Genomic DNA, 17,549 nt, shown 5'->3' on the forward strand with positions numbered 1-17,549 from the left:
GCCACGGACCGGCCAACCTGGCCACCCTCCGCAACCTCGCGATCAACGCACTCCGGGACGCTGGGTACAGCAACATCGCCGCTGGACTCCGCGAGGTGTCCTACGAACCATTCACCCGACCACTCAAGCTCCTGGGCATCAACTGACCACCACCACAACAAGATCACCGCGACTTTGAATCAGCCCTGGGGAAAGGGGATCGACCAGTCCTTCGGGTCGATCTGCATCCACGTCTTGATCTTGTTGCCGTCCGGGTCGACCTTCACCATGTACAGCGCGTCGAACAGTTGCTCGTACGCCTTCGGCGGCCGGGTTGACAGGTCCGTGAACGTGTAGCTCACCTGCATCGGCAGACACGCCTCGGTCCGGGTCATCTGCGTTGCGATGTTCACCAGCGTCGGGTCGCACCAGGCACCCTTGATGATCGGGTCCGGGTATGAGGGCAGCCGTTGCTGTCGCCGCGCCTGCGCCACGTCCTCCGGGCTGCGCTTCAGCTCCGCCAGCGGCGTCAGCGTCACCGTTGAACGGCTCTTCGGGCCGGTGCTGCGGTACACCTTCGGCTTGCCGTCGGTGACCGTGCCATTCCGCTGGACCGTCACCCACTCCCACGCGGGCTGCGGCGCATCGTGGTGCGCGGGCGGGGTCGCGCCGATGTTGGGCTTGGGGAGATCGATGTCGATCTTCTTGGCGCGGCCTATGTCGGTACGCCTCGGTGACGCGAAGCCGTAGATTCGAGTCGCGCCCGTGTTGTCGGCCCGGTCTACTGACCGTACTTCCGCCTGATGGTTGCCGTTCTCGGTAGGGGCGGCGTTGAACGAGGCGTAGAGGCTGCCGGTGGATGTCGGGGTGCTCAGCCACCCGTCAGGGCTGGTGTTCCCGCTGTTGCCGTCGTCGTCGGTTTCGGCCGGACCGATCCGGTACTGCACTTCGCGGGCGTCGGTGACGCCGGTCTCCACATCGAATCGGCCCTGCTCGCCCGTGGCGCCGCCCGGAAGGTTCTCCGGGTAGGTGGACGACGTGATGCTCTTCGGAGCGCCGGGGGCGGTGGTGTCGACGACGAACTGACGCCACGGGGACCAGCCGGTGTTGTAGTGCGTGCCGTCGTAGGCGCTGGTGCGGAACTTGTAGGTGTGGCCGTCCTTGAGCTGGCCCGCGGGCACGGTCACGTGGACGGGGGTGCCGGAGGCGGCGTAGGCGGACACGACGACGCCGTCGCCCGCGGGGGTGGTGATGGGGAGATTGGTGACGGAGTCGTAGATCTGGAAGGTGCCGTTGACGTGGTCGCCGTCGGGGTCGGTGAAGGTGTCCCGCAGGGTCGGCGTGGTGGTGTTGACGGCCCAGACGCCCGCGTACGACTTGAAGGGCGGTCCTGCCTCCTGGTGGGTGCCGTCGGAGGGCCGGTAGTTGTAGACGACGGTCAGCTTGGGCTGGTGGGCCGCGTTGTTGGCGGAGTTGACTCGCTTCCAGGCGCGTGTGTCGTCCACGGCGGCGCGCAGGCCCATATGACCACGGGTGGCGCTGGCCGAGGCCCAGGTCTGGACGAGGGTGTCGACGTCGGCGTTGATCCAGCCGTCGGGCTGGGCGGCGGCGCAGGACGGGTTGCCGCGGGTCTGGGCGGAGGAGTGGTACTGGTGGTTCCAGACGGGCTGGTGCGTCCAGCGCGATGCTGTGGAAGACGCGGTGGTGTCCCAGACCGTCCAGCTCTGCGCGGTGCAGTCGGTGTTGCCCGAGTGGTAGTTCCACAGCGCGAGATTCGTGTCGACAATCAGCGCGTCCCGGAACGGTGTGGTGTTCCAGGTGATGAATGAGCGGGCGGTGCGGGCCGTCCCGTCGGGGTTGTGGGTGCCCGGGCGCGGGCCGCGCGGGTGTCCGTGGTCTCGGTTCTGGTCTCAGTCGGTGGTTCGGGTCGGGGAATGAAGGTGTCTCCCATGCGGCGCATGGCGTCCTTGTGAGGGTGGAGCGTCCGGCTTGAGCAGGCGTTCGGCCCGGCCATGCTGACCCGGCTCAAGGCCCAGCTGTGGTGGGGCGTCCGCCGGAGGGAGGGAGAAGTCGGTATGCCTGAACGGGAAGCGCAAGACCGGCCGCGCCCTGATCGAGGCGCTGTGGGCGGAAGGGGAGCGGCCGCGTACCGCGTACTTCGAGTGGTTCGCGCCGGAGGAGACGGACCGGGCGGACCCGGCGACGTGGCGGGCCTGCCTGCCCGCGCTCGGCTACACAATCGCTTTCACGATGAGCCCGCGCGCTTCCTGCCCGTGGACTGCCGGCTTCGTGATCCTGGCGAAACGCGCGGAGGGCGTGCTCACGCATCGAAGCCACCAAGGCACCACCAAACCGGCGGGCCTCACCGTGTCACAGAACAGACACACCCGGCACACCAGCACCCCACCCCGGCGGAAGATGGCCTCTCGCATCAGTAACGCCGAGGGGGCACACATGGGGTTCATCAACGACGCCAAGGCACAGGTCGCCGTCAAGGAGGCGCGGGAAGCCTACGCGCGCGGTCAGCAGGTCCTCGTCTACAAGATCATTGAGGCGACCATGAACAGCCGAGTCACCGCGCCCATGCCGGGCGTTGCCGAGCAGATCAGCGCGATCGAAGAGGCGGGCTGGACTCTCTCCAACATGGCGGCCGCAGAGGCCAAGGCCCTGACCAGTGAACGCACCGCGCTCATCTGTCTGTTTCGCCGAATGGGGTGACCGCGCGAAACACGGGCCCGGCCGCCCGCGCAGGCCGGGCTCACGCACGCTCGGGGGTGCGGCGAGGGTGACCGCCCTGCCACCGAGCGGGTCTCACCTGTGTCACAGAAACAGGCGCACCGCCCACAGGACCGCAGCCCCCGCGCAGGATGAACCTTCTCTCATCACGCATACGTCATGAGGAACCATGGCCAGCTATAGCGACATCCAGAAAGCCGTCAGAGTCGAGAAGTTCCGCATCTGGTTCGCCTGAGTCTCCGGTGGAATCATCATGCTGCTCATCGCCAACGCCACCAAGAACATCGCGATCGTCAGTGTGATCACCCAAACCCTCGCCATCGTCCTCGGTATCCTCTCGACCATCACCGCCATACGGATGACCAACCAGCTCAACAAGAAAGCCGAAACCGCCCGTAAGGAAGTCCTCGGCGACCTGTAACCAGAGGTAAGGCGGCGCTTGGGCCCGGACGCTCCGGTACCGGGCGCCCTACCGTCGACTCACCGCCCAGCAACGCGCCCTCCACCACGCCGACATCAGCAGCGTCACAGCCCGGTGACAGGAATAACGCACCACCCAGTAGCACGGGCCACGTCCACCGCCCTGACCTGATGCACGGACACATCCTCACCACCACCGTCGCGGCCGGCCTCCTCCTCGCGCTCACCGCCCCTTATCCGCTCCTGCGGTCGGCCGTGCTCCTGCCTGCGATTGTGGATGCGGCCGAGATCCCCAGAACCTGGCCCTGGGTCGCCGGGGCGCTCGCCGCGTCCGCTGGTGAGGGGATCGCGTCGTGTACAGGGTTGCCAGCCGACCAGCCTGGGATCGGGCACAATCCGGTGCGGGGCCACCGCCTTCCGCCGTGTTCAGGCTGAGCACCCCCGCGGCCCAGGGGCGTAACTCCGTTAGACGCGAGGGAAGCCGGTCTCGCCGGAGGCGTGGCGGTGTGCCTCGGTGAAGTACCCGCTGGGTGGTGGCAGTTCGGATGCCGAGCCCGTGCCTCACCCCGGTCGGCGGTCGCGAGTCTGCGGATGAGTACGTGCGGCCTCGATCTGAGTCACGGTACTCATGACCCCTGCTCTGCCCGTTCCCACACTGCGAGCATGAGACGACCATCCAGGAACCATATTGCTCGGGTCCGGAAACCCTCCCTCGTCCGGCGCGGCGCGGCGCTCGCGGTGGTGTGCGTGTTCGCTCTCGCCGGCTGTGGCACCGAAGAGGCGGGCGGCGAGGATCCGAAAGCCGGAGCCGGCGACCGGGCAGGGGGCGAATCGGTCGCGTCCTCGTCCGCCGGGTCCAGGGACGCCGAGTTCCTCGCGTTCATGGAACTCCTCAGCTCCCTTGCCGAGCCGTGCTTCCCGGACGTGCCGGTGCCGCCGGGGGAACCGCCCTCCGCGGCCCTGCCGTCCTTCTCGCGCGAGCCGACCATCATGCCGTTGCCCGAGGAGTCCTTTCCGGACGAGCCGCCGCCCACCGGTGAACCCATGGACCCCATGGACGTCAAGAAGGAGGTGCCACTGCGCTCCACGGAGAAGTGCGCTGCCCGCGTCCACTCCCAGCGCATCACGAAGGCCCTCGAGAGCCAGCCCGCCCCCGCCCCGCAGCCGGTCAAGAAGACCCTGCGCGGCCTCGGTTACATCGACGAGCGGATCCACGGCCCGCAACGCTCCGGTGACAGGGTGGAGTTCACCCTCGACCTGCGGATTCTGGGCGGCGAGCTGTGTTTGTCCGGCAACGTGACCGGTACGAAGACCGTCATCGAGCCGTACGGCGCTTCCTCCGAGGTCGACTGCACGGATGTCGAGCGGCGCCGCTGAACAGCGGCAGGCAGGTTGGGTACGCCCCCAGTCCGGCCTTGTCTCGCAGTCGTGGCTACTTCGCCGAAGTTCGGCTGGCGGATGGGGCACGGCGCGCGGTGACAGCCCGCGGGGTCGCCCTGTGGTCGCGGCCCGGCTCCGCGCACGCGGGTTCGCCCTTCAGGGTCCCGAGAAGACGCTGCCGCGATGACAGGCCGAGGTGACCGGAGGCAGCCGGAGAGGATCGGCCGAGGCTACGGAGCTACTCGGACGCTTCCAGTTCCTCGAAGTCACCCAGACGCCATGAGCCGTTGAAAGCCGGCTGTTCGGGGCCGTACACGCGGAAGCAGCCGAACCAGCCGCGGCCCGGGATGGTCCGGATCCAGTGGGGGTCGGGGGCGGTGGGCGGCTTCGTGGGGGCGAAGAAGAGGTCGATCACCTTGGTGCTCTCGGGGGCGAGGCCGTCCAGCAGGGAGCGGAGGGCCGCCCGGTCCTGGGGGGTCGCGACCTCGGAGCGGGTCTCGGCGTCGTACACCGTCAGGGACCAGAACAGCGTGGCCGGTACGGGCAGGGGCACCGACAGACGGTAGGCACGGCCGCCGTCGAGGTAGCCGCCTCGGGCGTCGCGGAGGCCGAGCCAGGAGAGGGAGCCCTGGCCCAGCGCGCGGCGGAACATCGCCGGGGCGGCCCCGGTCGCCTGGGCGAACCAGCGGTCCCTGGCCTCGATGTCGAGGGAGCCGGGACGTTCGAAGGAGCCGTTCTCCGGGCGGAGCCCGGCCCACTCCCAGGCGCGGTCCGGCCAGGCGAGGCGGTCGGGGCGGCGGGAGGCGAAGGCCGAGACGAGGAGGCCGTCGCGGCCCTCGTGCGCGGCCTCGGTGAGAAGCGCGGTCATCCGCTCGTCCGGCGCGAAGGGGCGGCCCGTCTCGATGCCGAGTTCCGCGAGCAGGCCCAGCATGGGGCGGAACTCCTCGATCGCGGGCTCCGAGTCGATCACCCCGTGCAGGACCCGCCAGAAGGCGAGATTGTCCTCCCAGCGCAGACAGGTGCAGTCGAAGGGGCGATCGCTGTGGTCGACGAAGGCGTACGGAGACGGATGGTCGCTCTTGGCCAGCGGGTAGCAGCGGACCGCCGCCAGCACCTTCTTCGCGGCCTCCACGTCACCGCGCAGCGGCAGCGCCCGCAGGGCGCAGAACACGGTCCAGGTGTCCGCGCGCACCACCGTGTACCCGTCGTACCCCTCATCGGCGACGGGACCGTTCCAGCCGGGCGGCAGCAGCAGATGCCGGCCGCCCCTGGGACCGTACGCGCCGGGCAGGCCGAGATCGGTCAACCAGCGGTGGTGGTGGTCGTTCACCAGTCCGACGATCGGGCCGGGCGGCAGGTCGATCACCATCGGGCCGCTCTCCCGCAGATCCAGGACGCCGTTCGTGCAGGGCGTGTCCGAGTTCAGGGTGAAACCGATGTGGTGGGGGCGGGCGAGGAAGAGCAGCGCGGTGCGGTTGTCCACGGCTCCCGTGTCGCGTACGCCCTGGATGACGCCCTCCAGCGAGACGGTCGGGTAGAAGAAGCGGTACGCCTCGACGGCCCGGCGGCGGTCCGTGTCGGCGAGCGCGGTCCGGGTGCTCTCCCGCGTCGGATAGCCGCCCCGGAACTCCACCGTGCGCGCCATACCGGCCCCTCTCGTCTGTCCCACCCTCCGAGGGGCACCGGGGAACCGCCATCGACGAGGTCCGAACGGGTGACGGGCGGGAACGGGCCTCATCACCATCGGCGGTCCTGCCGGTCCTGCCGGTCTTCTCGGTTCGGTCCTGCCGGTTTTGCCGGTCTTCTCGGTCCTGCTGGTTCTCCCGGTTCTCCCGGTCGTCCAGTGCGTCCAGTCGTCGGACCGGTCGTGCCGCTGATCGGCCGTCCACCTCACCGGGGGACAGGTCGGCGATGCGCTCGCTTTCCCGGATGCGACGGCCCGCCCGCCTTCGGGTTCCCCGCGCGGGCGTGCCCGGACCCGGTCGGGGGCGGTTCGGCTGGTACGTCGTACTCCTCGCGCGCCCTCCGCACGTACCCGCGCGGCCATGGCGGCGGATCACCGGCCCGCTACGAAGCCACGGTCCGGCTCGCCCCGATACGCCAGGCGCTGTGACCGCGACCATCGCGTCGGCGGGCACGTAGTCTCGGGTCAGGGGCCCGCCACCAGTCACGAGCCCACCCAGAGTCAAGGGCCCGCCACGAGTCACGAGCCCGCTGAGAGCGATGAACAGGATCCCGCAGTGGCCGTCACCCGTCGTGCCTCGCTCGCCGCGCTGACCGCCCTCGCCGCCGTCCCGCTCGTCGGCTGCACCAAGGCCGCCGACACCGCCTCGCCTCCCGCGACGGATCCCGCCGGTGCCAAAGCCGCCGACACCGCCTCGCCTCCTGAGACCCATGAGGCCAAGGCGCCGACCGGCGACGCCTTCGCGGCCTTGGAGCGAGAGTTCGACGCCCGGCTCGGCGTCTACGCGATCGACACCGGCAGCGGGCGGACGGTCCTGCACCGGCCCGACGAGCGCTTCGCCTACTGCTCCACCCACAAAGCGCTCTCGGCAGCCGCCGTACTCCAGCAGAACACCCTGGAAGAACTCGAAGAACTCGTCCGCTACAGCCACGACGACCTGGTGTCCCACTCACCGGTCACCGAGAAGCACGTCGACACCGGCATGTCCCTGCGCGCTCTGTGCGACGCCGCCATCCGCTACAGCGACAACACCGCCGCCAACCTCCTCTTCGACGAGTTGGGCGGACCGAAAGCCTTCCAGGCCGCGCTCGCCGCCCTGGGCGACACCACCACCCGGGCCGACCGCATCGAGACCGCCCTCAGCGAAGCCACCCCGGGCGACACCCGCGACACCAGCACCCCTCGCGCCCTCGCCACCGACCTGCGCGCCTACACGCTCGGCGACACCCTCGACGACGAGAAGAAGGCGCTGCTGACCGATTGGCTCAAGCGCAACACCACCGGCGACAGCCTCATCCGCGCGGGTCTCCCCGCCACCTGGGAAGTCGGGGACAAAACCGGTACAGGCGGCTACGGCACCCGCAACGACATCGCCGTCGCCTGGCCGCCCAAGGCCGCCCCCATCGTCATCGTCACCCTCTCCAGCCGCGACACCCAGGGCACCCAGGACACCGAACACCACGACGAACTCATCGCACGCGCCGCCAAGGCAGTCGTCACCGCCTTGACCTGACGGCCTCGAGGAGGCTCTAGGAGCGGCCCGAGATCCGGTCCGCCAGCTTCGCCACCCGGTCCGTCCCCGTGGAGATCCCCGCCGACTCACGGCGGTCCGCGCCCCGATAGGCCGCGTACATCGCCTGTACGCCGACCCAGCGCATCGGCTCCGGCTCCCATTTGCGGACCTTGTGGTCGACCCAGGGCAGCGCGGTGAGATCGGTGGAGCCCGCCTGCCCCGAGTCCCGCTGGATCAGATCGCGCAGGGTGCGGGCCGCGAGATTGGTGGTGGTGACGCCGGAGCCGACATAGCCGCCCGCCCAGCCGAGGCCGGTGGAACGGTCGAGCGCGACCGTCGCGCACCAGTCGCGGGGCACGCCCAGGACGCCGGACCACGCGTGGTCGATCCTGGCGCGCGCGGTGGCGGGGAAGAAGCGGACCAGCATGTCGCGGAGCGCCTCGATCGTCGCGGGCTGGGTGCGCCCGTCGTTGTCCGTACGCGATCCGAAGCGGTACGGGACGCCCCGCCCGCCGATCGCGATGCGGTCGTCCGCCGTGCGCTGGGCGTACACATAGGCGTGGGCCATGTCGCCGAGCGTTTCACGGCCCTCCCAGCCGATGGTCTCCCACACCGACGGGGGCAGCGGCTCGGTCGCGATCATGGAGGAGTTCATGGGGAGCCAGGCGCGGCGCTGGCCCTTGATGCCGGCGGTGAAGCCCTCGGTGCAGCGCAGGATGTAGGGGGCGCGGACCGTGCCGTACGGGGTGACGGCCCGCTTCGGCATGATCTCCGTGACCGGGGTGGACTCGTGGATCGTGACGCCGAGCGCCTCGACCGCCGCCACGAGGCCCTTGACCAGCTTCACCGGGTGCAGCCGCGCGCCGTGCGGGGTCCAGCTGGAGGCGATGGCTCCGGTGACGCGTACCCGGTCGGCGGTCTCACGGGCCCCGAACATCAGCCGTTCCTTCTCGCCGAAGGCGATCTCGACGGCGTGGTACGCCTTGAGCCGCTCGAACTGCGCCGGGGTGTAGGCGACTTCGAGGACCCCGCCCCGGTGGATGTCGGCGTCGATGTTCTCCTCTTCGGTGACCCGGATGACTTCGTCGACGGAGTCGTTCATGGCGTTCTGGAGGCGTACGGCGGCTTCGTGGCCGTGGAGCCTGGCGTACCGGCCGCGGCCGGCGATGCCGTTGTAGAGCCAGCCGCCGTTCCGCCCCGACGCGCCGTAGCCGCAGAATTTCGCCTCAAGGATGGTGATCTTCAGAAAGGGGGCGGCCTGCTTCAGGTAGTACGCCGTCCACAGTCCGGTGTATCCGCCGCCGACGATGCAGACGTCCGCCGTGGCGTCACCGGGGAGCGGCTCGCGGGGCTCGGGGAGTCCGTCCTGCGCGTACCAGAACGAAATGCCGCCGTTGACGGTGCTCGTCGTGCTCATCTTGTCCCTTTGCCTCTTCGGCTTCGGCCTTTTGTCTCTCGGCCTTGTCGTTCTCCGGCCCTGCTCATCGCTCTGGTGCTCTGGTGGTCTGGTGCTCAGGTGCTCTGATGCGTGGCGGGACCATGTTCATACGACTGTAAGCGCGGCGGCGGGCGGTGAGAATAACGGAATTCGTTGAGTTGGAAGTCTGTGGGATCGACGGGTGACGGACGCCCCGGCGGCTTCGGCGGACAGCCGGCGGCCGGGCTCGCCCGCGCCGGGCACCACCCTGTCGCGCGCGTCCGCCGGGACAGTCCGTACGGCTCACGGCTCACGGCTCACGGCTTACGGCACGAGTACGACCTTGCCCATCGTCCCGCGGGTCTCCATCGCGCGATGCGCGCGGGCCGCCTCGGCGAGCGGGAAGCGCTGGACGGCCGGTCGCAGCCGGCCCTCCGCCGCCTCGTCGAGGGAGCGTCGCTCCAGTACGCGAATGTCCCCGCCCGCCTTCTGGAGCATCACCGGGCCGAGCACCTGTTCGGAGGTGATGCCGCGATCGGTCTGTTCGTCGTCGGTGAAGGTCAGCGGGCCGCCTTCGCTCTGGTCGCCCCTGACCCAGCCGAAGACGATGTGCTGCCCGCCCTTGCCGAGAAGGCCCACGGCGGCGAGCGCGGTCGTCCCGCCGACCGAGTCGAAGACGACCGTGGCGCGCCGGTCGCCCAGATACGAGGAGACCTGGTCCGGCCAGTCGGGCAGCGTGTAGTCGACCGCGAGGTCGGCGCCGTTGGCCAGCGCGCGGGAGACCTTGACCGGGCCGCCCGCGAGGGCGATGACGGTCGCGCCCGCGTTCTTGGCGTACTGGACGAGAAGCGTGCCGATACCGCCCGCCGCGGCCGGGACGACGGCGACGGATTCCGGGCCCAGCTCCGCGAACTGGAGGATGCCCATCGTCGTACGCCCGGTCCCGATCATGGCGACGGCCTCGGCCTCGTCGAGACCGGCGGGGATCTCGTGGAGTCGGGCCGCGTCGGTGACGGCGAGTTCCGCGTAGCCGCCGGGGACCATGCCGAGGTGGACGACGACCTTCTTGCCGAGCCACCGGGGGTCGGTGCCCGCGCCGAGCCCGTCCACCGTGCCCGCGACCTCGCGGCCGGGGATGGTGGGCAATTCGACAGGGGTGGGGTACGGGCCGGTCCGCCCCTCGCGCAGGTCGCTGTCGAGGAGGTGCACGCCGGCAGCGGCGACGGCGATCCGCACCTGTCCGGGGCCGGGGACCGGGTCCTCGACCTCCTCGTACACGAGGTTCTCGGCGGGTCCGTAGGTGTGGAGGCGGATGGCGTGCATGGATGCTCCCGTTGGGTGGCTACTTGGAAGTGCGGTTTGGCGGTGCGGCTGGGCGGCGCGGCTTCTGGGAATGCGGCGGCTTGGAACGCGCGGCTTGGAATGTGGCGTCCGGCCGCCCGACCAGCGTTCAACCTCAAGTCCGCTTGAGGTCAAGAGGTGTTCCGCCGCCGCCCCGGGATTCCCGGCCGGTTACCGGATTCCCGGACTGGTGGCGGGCCCCGCGCGGGTCTGGCCCCGCCGGTGGAAGGCATGTCATGATCGCGGTACTAAGGGGGGAGACCATGGCTCTGTACATCGGCGTACCGATCGGCCTGATAGCGCTGCTGCTCGTGGTCGCCGGGGTGGCCGCACTCCGTTGGAGCTGGCTTCCGTCCTGGCAGCGTCGGCACGTCGTCCGCCCGCAATTGTTCGGCTGGGCGCAGCTGACGATCGCCGCCGCGCTCGTCCTCCAGTTGGCGGGCGGTCTGCTCATCGAGCAGACGGGCGCGCGTTCCGCGGTCACCACGTTCGGCGCGGTGGTCGCGCTGTTCGGCCTCTCGCTGATGGTGCCGGCCCAGCGGCAGCCGCGGAGGCGCTGAGTCCCGTCCCCTTGGGGATCCTTCGGGGGCGGTCGCCGCGGGTTCTCTCCCGGCCTCCCCCCCGGCCTCCCTCCCGGCCGGCCCGCGTCAGACGCGCGGGAAGCGGGCCTGGAGGTCCCAGATCACGGGATTGTCCGCGAGTCCTTCGTGCATGTCGGACAGGTCGGCGATCAGGTCGTGCAGAAAGTCCCGTGCTTCCCTGCGCAGCTCGGTGTGGCCGAAGGTGAGCGGCGGTTCGTCCCCCGCCATCCAGTCCGCCTCCACGTCCACCCACCCGAACCGCCGCTCGAACAGCATCCGGTCGGCGGACTCGGTGAAGTCCAACTCCGCGTGGAGCGGCCGTGAGGCCCGGCTGCCGAGGGGGTCCCGATCGAGCTGCTCGACGATGTCGCAGAGCGCCCAGGCGAAGTCGAGCACCGGCACCCATCCCCAGGCTGTGGACAGCTCCCGGTCCTCCTTGGCGTCCGCGAGATACACGTCCCCGCAGAACAGGTCGTACCTCAGGGCGTGGACGTCCGCGCGGCGGTAGTCGGTCTGCGGGGGGTCGGGGAAGCGACGGGAGAGGGAGTAGCCGATGTCGAGCACGGGGTGATGGTGTCACGCCCCCCGGATCCGCCGTCGGCGCGGTCCGGTGCCGCCGGGGGTGGGGACCTGCGCGGTCGCGGGTACGGCCCTGCGCGGTCGCGTCGCCGGTACGGTGTCGTCGGTCCGGGGGCTGGGGGCCGGGGTCCGGGCGCGTACGGGCCTCTTTCGGGCCTCGGGCACGTGTTCCGGGCCTCGGTTACGTGATGCGAATCGGCCGTCATCGGCCGACGCGGCTCCGGCCGGGGCCCACCCGGTCCGGGCCGGGAGGCGGGTCGGGGCAGGTCGGGGCGGGGCGGATCGGGGCGGATCGGGGAGCGTGCGGCCGAGCGGTGTCCCGGACAGACAGGCCCTGTCCCGGACACGGGAGGGCCGGGAACGCGGCAGGGCCTTCGCACACCGGCCACCTGCTCTTTCCGGTGGGACAGGGACGGACCGTCGCTCACGGGTGGCCGGATCCCGCAGTGATACCGGATACGGCCGGATCCTGTGTCACCCCGCGCGCGCCCACGCTCTCCGGCCGCCGACATGTTGGAGCCATGTCATAACCTGCGTGCCGACCGATCACACGGGCCGTGGACGGGAGCTGTCGCGGCTCTCCGAACGAAACGGGGTTTCCCATGGGTGTGCGTATGCGTGGCCTGTCGGTGGCGACGGCGTTCTTAGTCGCCGCCGGTTCCGTCGCCCTGACCGGCTCTCCGGCCGCTTCCGCGACGGCCGCTTCCGCGACGGCCGCCTCGGCGATGGCCGCCACCGGCGCGGCTCTTCCCATCACGTCGAGCGGCGACATCGTGGTGGACGGCGACCACCGGCGCGTCTTCATCAGCGACCCGTCGGGCGGCAAGGTCGTCGTCACCGACTACGCGGGCCGGGTCGTGGCGACGGTCGCCTCCCTGCCCGGCGTACAGGGTCTGGAGCTGTCCGAGGACTCCGAGACGGTGTACGCGGCCGCCGCTCGGGCCGACGCCATCGTGGCGATCGACACGGACACGCTCAAGGAGTCCGCCCGCTACCCCACCGGTCCGGGCACCCGGCCCACGTTCCCGGCGCTGACCGGTGACACGCTCTGGTTCGGCTACGGCGCGGCCACCGAAGGCGACATCGGCTCGGTCGACGTATCGGACGACGACGGCGACCCCACCGTCACCCTGAACCGGGCGCCGGGCCGTGAGTGGTACTCGGCCCCCATGCTGGCGTCGGCACCCGGTGAGCCGGATGTCCTGGTCGCGGGTTCCGTGGGTCTCAGCCCGGCCGAGGTCGTGGCGTACGACGTATCCGGGGGTACGGTCAAGCGGCAGGCGTATCTGTGGACGAGCGCCTCCAACACCGAAGACATCGCCCTCAGCCCCGACGGCGACCAGGTCGTGGTGGCGAGCGGATTCCCGTACCACCTCCAGGTGTACCGGACATCGGACCTCGCCGAGGATGGCGCCTACACCACCGGTTCGTACCCGAACGCGGTGGACATCGCTCCGGACGGCACCGTGGCCGGGGGAGTGAACAGCTGGTACTCACCCGACGTCTTCACCTTCCGGCCGGGCACCGCCACCCCGATCCGGGAGTACGACTTCGGCCGGACCAGCGCCACCATCCCGACGCTTCAGTCGGCGGGGCTCGCCTGGGCTCCCGACCGCAGCAGGCTCTTCGCCGTCGCGGGCGACCGATGGGCGGGGGCATTCACTCTGGAGGTCCTTCCCGCGCCCACGCGGCCGGCGCCGTGACGTCAATCCGGCCGGCGCCGTGAACCGTGGCGGACACCGCGTCGACAGGTGACCCGAGCGCGCGGAGCGCGGAGCCGGGCTGTGGCGGCGGGGCTCACGCGCGGTGGTGGCGGGGCCCTCGGCGGGCGGTAGCCGCGCGTGGTCCCCCTTCTCCGGTGAACTTCGCGGCCCCGCGCGCCCCTCGCCGCCCCCGGCACTCCCGCCACCCCCGCCGCCCCCGGCACTCCCGACCGGGGGACCCGTCGTCCCTCCGGTCCGACACCCCCCGCTGTTACCCTGATGAAGACGTTGATCGTTTGTTGAGGAGCCCAGACATGGTGGTGGACGACGACATCTCCGGGTGATTCCCGGACCCGACAGGCCACCGGCCGGTGCGTGGAAGCGCCGCCGACGTGGCCTCGCTGTCGTTTCCTCCCTCCCCTTGTCTCTCGCCGGGGCACACGTGTCTGCCCCGCCTCCTCCTTACGAGGTCACCTCCATGTCCGATGCCTTCATCGTCTGCTCGAACCTGTCCTTCTCCTGGCCCGACGACACCCCCGTCTTCGAGGACCTGTCCTTCACGGTCGGCTCCGGCCGCACCGGCCTCGTCGCGCCCAACGGCACCGGCAAGAGCACGCTGCTTAGGCTCATCGCCGGTGAACTGCCGCCCGGCACCGGGTCGGTCTCCGTGGCCGGCACCCTCGGCTACCTCCCGCAGACCCTTCCCCTCACCGGCGACCTCACGGTCGCCGAGGTGCTGGGCGTCGCCGAGATCATCCAGGCCATCGACGCCGTGGAGTCCGGGGACGTCGACGAGAAGCACTTCACCACCATCGCCGACGACTGGGATGTCGAGGAACGCACCCGCGCCCAGCTCGACCGCCTCGGCCTGGCCGACCTCACCCTGGATCGCAGCCTGAGCACCCTCAGCGGCGGCCAGGTCATCTCCCTCGGTCTCGCCGCCCAGTTGCTGAAGCGGCCCGACGTACTGCTCCTCGACGAACCCACCAACAACCTCGACCGCGACGCCCGGAACAAGCTCTACGGCGTACTGGAGGACTTCAAGGGCTGCCTGTTCCTGGTCAGCCACGACCGCGCGCTGCTCGACCGCATGGAACGCATCGCCGAACTCGGCCGCGGTGAACTGCGCACCTACGGCGGCAACTTCACCGAGTACGAGGAGGCCGTACGGGCGGAGCAGGAAGTCGCCGAGAAGAACGTCCGCAACGCCGAGCAGGAGCTGAAGCGGGAGAAGCGCGAGATGCAGCAGGCCCGCGAGCGCGCGGAACGCCGCCAGAGCAACGCCGCCCGCAACCTGAAGAACGCCGGTCTGCCCCGCATCTTCGCCGGCAACATGAAGCGTGGCGCGCAGGAGTCCGCGGGCCGGGCGGGCCAGATGCACGCCGGCCGGGTCAGCGAGGCGAAGGCCCGCCTGGACGAGGCCGGGCGGGCGCTGCGCGAGGAGCAGCGCATCACGCTGGACCTGCCGGACACCAACGTCCCCGCAGGACGCAACCTGTTCCTCGGCGAGCGGCTTCGCGTCCGTCTCGGCGGTCTGGACGTGTTCGCCGGTGCGGGGGTCGATGTGACGATTCGGGGTCCGGAGCGTGTCGCGCTGACCGGTCCCAACGGCGCCGGCAAGAGCACGCTGCTGCGTCTGCTCAGCGGTGACCTGTCTCCGCGGAGTGGTGTGATCAAGCGTGCCGACGGTCGCACCGCCTACCTTTCACAGCGACTGGACCTGCTGGATCCGGACCGTACGGTGGCCGAGAACTTCGCCGAGTACGCCCCGGAGCGGCCGGAGGCCGAGCGGATGAACCTGCTCGCCCGCTTCCTCTTCCGAGGGGCTCGCGTCCATCTGCCCGTCGGGGTGCTCTCCGGAGGCGAGCGGCTGCGCGCCACCCTGGCCTGTGTGCTGTGCGCGGTACCGGCTCCGCATCTGCTGCTCCTGGACGAGCCGACGAACAACCTCGACCTGGTCAGCGTGGGCCAGTTGGAGAGCGCCTTGAACTCCTACCAGGGCGCCTTCGTGGTGGTCAGCCACGATGAGCGGTTCCTGCGCGGGATCGGCGTGGACCGGTGGCTGCGGCTGGCCGACGGCGAGCTGAAGGAGACGGGCGCCCCAGAGGAGTGAGCCGCCGGTGTCGACCCCGCCCGTGTCCGAGGCCCCGCGTCTCCGACCGTCGGAACCAGCGGTCGCCCGGTCCCGGAAACGTGGGCCGCGGTGCCGGTGGTCCGGCATGTGGCCGGGCGTGCATAACATCAGAGAATGACCTTGAAGACTTTGCAGGTCGACGCCGTTTGGGTGCGTCGACTGATCGCTTTCGCGGAGCGTCCCTGGGACAGATCCCAGCTGGAGGAAGCCTTCTTGCAGCTGGGATGGGCAGGACCCGGCGCGGAGGGACGCCCCGACGTTCAATGGGGCGGCGGGGCGGGGTGTCCTCACGAAATCGACGGTGGCGGGGTGGACGGGGTCGGGTGGCGACTGGAACTCGGGGATCCGCCGGGAATCGGAGTCGAGGATGCGCACATCCGGCTGCCGTGCGCGCTGTTCTGGCCCGCGTTCGGCGACGAGGCTGACATCGAGGACGAAGAGGATGAAGGGGACGACGAGGGCGAAGAGGACGACCTCGATGGTGATTACGGACCGGCGTGGATCCGGCAGCCGGAGGCGACACGTGCCGGCTTTCATGCCGAGTACGACCGTCTGGGAGCGCTGATCCGGGCAGAACTCGGCGAGCCGGACGAGACAGGGTCCGCTGACATGGACGAGCACTGGGAGACGTGGAACCGGAAGGCCGGGGAAGTGGTCCTGGAGCGCACCGACGACATCAACTCCTACTCCCACTACGACGTGATCGCCTTGAAGGTCGTCATGGGCAGTGGGCACCGCTGAGGATCACCGGGCCGGACACCGTGGCCGCCGAAATCGCCACCCGTGCGGAAGGAAGAGAATGACACTGAACCCCGAGCACATCGTCCGGCGGCTGTTCGAGGAGACAGAAGCCGAGAACTTCGACTTCACGATCACGCTGAGCGACAGCGAGGACGAGGAACGGTGGCTACAGCTGCGGGGTAGCTCGATCAACGTTCCGTACCCTCATAGCGATAGCCCAGAACAGGTCATGCCCGGCTTCGATGTCTTCGGCACCGTGTCGTGGGGTGTCGACAGCTGGGAACCCGGTCGCTACGCGACGCTCGACTGGGGCGTTGACGAAGGGCCGGAGCGCAGGGACGAGCGACTCGTCCTCACGACGGTCCTCACACGGATGCTTGAGAACTACCTTGGACTGCCGGTGGATTCCGGTCGATGGGTCGTCGAGGAAGCGTGACGCGTCCCGCTTCGGCGACCGATCGACACGTCCAACGCCTCTGTCGGGACCTCTGGCAGGACGTCTGTCCGACCGTCTGTGGGGGACCTCTGTCGGGACCTCTGCCGGGACCTCTAGGGAAGCAGGCGCTGCTCCTTCGCCACCGACACCGCGCCCGCCCTCGTGTCCACGCCCAGCTTGGCGTAGATCCGGCCGAGATGGGTCTTGACCGTCGCCTCGCTGATGAACAGCGCCCTCGCGATCTCACGGTTGCCGAGGCCCCGAGCCAACTGCCCGAGAATGTCTCGTTCGCGTTCCGTCAGGGAGGGACGGCCCGCGCCGCGCATATGGTCCATGACACGGCTCGCGATCGGCGCGGAGAGCGCCGTACGACCCTGGGCGGCCGAGCGGATCGCGGCGAACAGTTCCTCCGGGCGCTCCGCCTTCAGCAGATAGCCCGTCGCGCCCGCCTCGATCGCCCGCGTGATGTCCGCGTCGGTGTCGTACGTCGTCAGCACGAGGACATGAGCACGCCCGCCCGCGCCCGAGCCTGCGCCTGTACCCATGTCAGGGCCCGAGCCCGCACCCGCGTCCGCATCCGTGCCCGAGCCCGAGCCCGCAGCGACGCCCGCATCCGTGCCCGAGCCCGCTTCCGCTTCGGCGGACGCCGCGGCGATGCGACGGGTCGCCTCCACCCCGTCGATCCCCGCGCCCAACTGGAGGTCCATCAGTACGACGTCGGGCCTGAGCTTCACCGCCATGGCGACCGCTTCCTCGCCGCTGCCCGCCTCCCCGACGACCTCGATGTCGGGCTCGCTGCCGAGGAGCGCGAGCAGCCCGGCGCGTACGACGGCGTGGTCGTCGCAGAGCAGGATCCGTACCGGACGCACCGGATGCGCGGGACGTACCGGGTGTGCAGGACGCAT

15 protein-coding genes are annotated in these 17,549 nt (G+C 70.2%); 9 read left to right on the forward strand and 6 right to left on the reverse strand.

All coding sequences use genetic code 11. The features are described 5' to 3' along the window. Window positions 1-179 precede the first annotated feature (179 nt). On the reverse strand, window positions 180-1,802 hold the full coding sequence (locus tag ACWEFL_RS26270; RefSeq protein WP_451717153.1) for a DNRLRE domain-containing protein: 1,623 nt from the start codon (window positions 1,800-1,802) through the stop codon (window positions 180-182). A 631-nt stretch (window positions 1,803-2,433) separates the two neighbouring features. Here ACWEFL_RS26270 and ACWEFL_RS26275 point away from each other — a divergent pair. The 3 genes from ACWEFL_RS26275 to ACWEFL_RS26285 all read left to right on the forward strand — a co-directional run bounded on the left by ACWEFL_RS26275 (window position 2,434) and on the right by ACWEFL_RS26285 (window position 4,512). After that, complete coding sequence (locus tag ACWEFL_RS26275) at window positions 2,434-2,697, forward strand: hypothetical protein (protein ID WP_451716972.1); 264 nt, start codon at window positions 2,434-2,436, stop codon at window positions 2,695-2,697. A gap of 271 nt (window positions 2,698-2,968) precedes the next feature. After that, a complete protein-coding gene (locus ACWEFL_RS26280; RefSeq protein ID WP_451716974.1) occupies window positions 2,969-3,136 on the forward strand; it encodes a hypothetical protein in 168 nt (55 codons plus the stop codon). A 662-nt stretch (window positions 3,137-3,798) separates the two neighbouring features. Beyond that, window positions 3,799-4,512, forward strand: coding sequence for a hypothetical protein (locus tag ACWEFL_RS26285; protein ID WP_451716975.1), 714 nt, complete (start codon window positions 3,799-3,801; stop codon window positions 4,510-4,512). Window positions 4,513-4,753: 241 nt separating this feature from the next. Here the strand turns inward: ACWEFL_RS26285 and ACWEFL_RS26290 are convergent, their stop codons facing one another. Beyond that, on the reverse strand, window positions 4,754-6,160 hold the full coding sequence (locus ACWEFL_RS26290; protein WP_451716977.1) for a DUF1214 domain-containing protein: 1,407 nt from the start codon (window positions 6,158-6,160) through the stop codon (window positions 4,754-4,756). 595 nt (window positions 6,161-6,755) lie between these two features. Here ACWEFL_RS26290 and bla point away from each other — a divergent pair. Then, on the forward strand, window positions 6,756-7,712 hold the full coding sequence (gene bla / locus ACWEFL_RS26295; protein WP_451716979.1) for a class A beta-lactamase: 957 nt from the start codon (window positions 6,756-6,758) through the stop codon (window positions 7,710-7,712). A 16-nt stretch (window positions 7,713-7,728) separates the two neighbouring features. On the opposite strand, the gene ACWEFL_RS26300 is transcribed toward bla, so the two are convergent. Both ACWEFL_RS26300 and ACWEFL_RS26305 read right to left on the reverse strand, forming a co-directional pair. Then, a complete protein-coding gene (locus ACWEFL_RS26300) occupies window positions 7,729-9,129 on the reverse strand; it encodes an NAD(P)/FAD-dependent oxidoreductase (RefSeq protein WP_451716981.1) in 1,401 nt (466 codons plus the stop codon). A gap of 324 nt (window positions 9,130-9,453) precedes the next feature. Then, the gene (locus ACWEFL_RS26305) at window positions 9,454-10,452 is read right to left on the reverse strand and encodes a zinc-binding dehydrogenase (protein WP_451716982.1); all 999 of its coding nucleotides are present in this window, start codon (window positions 10,450-10,452) and stop codon (window positions 9,454-9,456) included. A gap of 281 nt (window positions 10,453-10,733) precedes the next feature. Here ACWEFL_RS26305 and ACWEFL_RS26310 point away from each other — a divergent pair, with 281 nt between their 5' ends. Then, complete coding sequence (locus tag ACWEFL_RS26310) at window positions 10,734-11,030, forward strand: hypothetical protein (protein WP_451716984.1); 297 nt, start codon at window positions 10,734-10,736, stop codon at window positions 11,028-11,030. Between the two features lie 87 nt (window positions 11,031-11,117). Here ACWEFL_RS26310 and ACWEFL_RS26315 read toward each other — a convergent pair whose 3' ends face one another. Next, window positions 11,118-11,615, reverse strand: a complete 498-nt coding sequence (locus ACWEFL_RS26315; RefSeq protein WP_451716985.1) for a hypothetical protein — start codon at window positions 11,613-11,615, stop codon at window positions 11,118-11,120. Window positions 11,616-12,232: 617 nt separating this feature from the next. On the opposite strand from ACWEFL_RS26315, the gene ACWEFL_RS26320 reads away from it, so the two are divergent. From ACWEFL_RS26320 to ACWEFL_RS26335, 4 genes are all read left to right on the forward strand, one after another. After that, window positions 12,233-13,333 (forward strand): YncE family protein, encoded by a 1,101-nt coding sequence (locus ACWEFL_RS26320; RefSeq protein ID WP_451716986.1) that lies wholly within the window; start codon window positions 12,233-12,235, stop codon window positions 13,331-13,333. A gap of 478 nt (window positions 13,334-13,811) precedes the next feature. After that, on the forward strand, window positions 13,812-15,446 hold the full coding sequence (gene abc-f, locus ACWEFL_RS26325; RefSeq protein WP_451716988.1) for a ribosomal protection-like ABC-F family protein: 1,635 nt from the start codon (window positions 13,812-13,814) through the stop codon (window positions 15,444-15,446). Between the two features lie 135 nt (window positions 15,447-15,581). Then, window positions 15,582-16,208 (forward strand): hypothetical protein, encoded by a 627-nt coding sequence (locus ACWEFL_RS26330; RefSeq protein WP_451716989.1) that lies wholly within the window; start codon window positions 15,582-15,584, stop codon window positions 16,206-16,208. A gap of 58 nt (window positions 16,209-16,266) precedes the next feature. Beyond that, the gene (locus ACWEFL_RS26335; protein ID WP_451716990.1) at window positions 16,267-16,644 is read left to right on the forward strand and encodes a hypothetical protein; all 378 of its coding nucleotides are present in this window, start codon (window positions 16,267-16,269) and stop codon (window positions 16,642-16,644) included. 113 nt (window positions 16,645-16,757) lie between these two features. On the opposite strand, the gene ACWEFL_RS26340 is transcribed toward ACWEFL_RS26335, so the two are convergent. After that, window positions 16,758-17,549 (reverse strand): response regulator, encoded by a 792-nt coding sequence (locus ACWEFL_RS26340; protein ID WP_451717155.1) that lies wholly within the window; start codon window positions 17,547-17,549, stop codon window positions 16,758-16,760.

The organism is Streptomyces sp. NPDC004838, from assembly GCF_053600955.1.

Excerpts from the sequence above, each read along its gene's own strand:
- ACWEFL_RS26285 (WP_451716975.1), top strand. The coding sequence starts at position 3,799 with ATGAGACGACCATCCAGGAACCATATTGCTCGGGTCCGGAAACCCTCC.
- ACWEFL_RS26320 (WP_451716986.1), top strand. The coding sequence starts at position 12,233 with ATGGGTGTGCGTATGCGTGGCCTGTCGGTGGCGACGGCGTTCTTAGTC.
- ACWEFL_RS26275 (WP_451716972.1), top strand. The coding sequence starts at position 2,434 with ATGGGGTTCATCAACGACGCCAAGGCACAGGTCGCCGTCAAGGAGGCG.
- ACWEFL_RS26290 (WP_451716977.1), bottom strand. The coding sequence starts at position 6,160 with ATGGCGCGCACGGTGGAGTTCCGGGGCGGCTATCCGACGCGGGAGAGC.
- ACWEFL_RS26335 (WP_451716990.1), top strand. The coding sequence starts at position 16,267 with ATGACACTGAACCCCGAGCACATCGTCCGGCGGCTGTTCGAGGAGACA.
- ACWEFL_RS26340 (WP_451717155.1), bottom strand. The coding sequence starts at position 17,549 with ATGCGTCCTGCACACCCGGTACGTCCCGCGCATCCGGTGCGTCCGGTA.
- ACWEFL_RS26280 (WP_451716974.1), top strand. The coding sequence starts at position 2,969 with ATGCTGCTCATCGCCAACGCCACCAAGAACATCGCGATCGTCAGTGTG.
- ACWEFL_RS26310 (WP_451716984.1), top strand. The coding sequence starts at position 10,734 with ATGGCTCTGTACATCGGCGTACCGATCGGCCTGATAGCGCTGCTGCTC.
- ACWEFL_RS26300 (WP_451716981.1), bottom strand. The coding sequence starts at position 9,129 with ATGAGCACGACGAGCACCGTCAACGGCGGCATTTCGTTCTGGTACGCG.
- ACWEFL_RS26305 (WP_451716982.1), bottom strand. The coding sequence starts at position 10,452 with ATGCACGCCATCCGCCTCCACACCTACGGACCCGCCGAGAACCTCGTG.
- ACWEFL_RS26330 (WP_451716989.1), top strand. The coding sequence starts at position 15,582 with ATGACCTTGAAGACTTTGCAGGTCGACGCCGTTTGGGTGCGTCGACTG.
- abc-f (WP_451716988.1), top strand. The coding sequence starts at position 13,812 with ATGTCCGATGCCTTCATCGTCTGCTCGAACCTGTCCTTCTCCTGGCCC.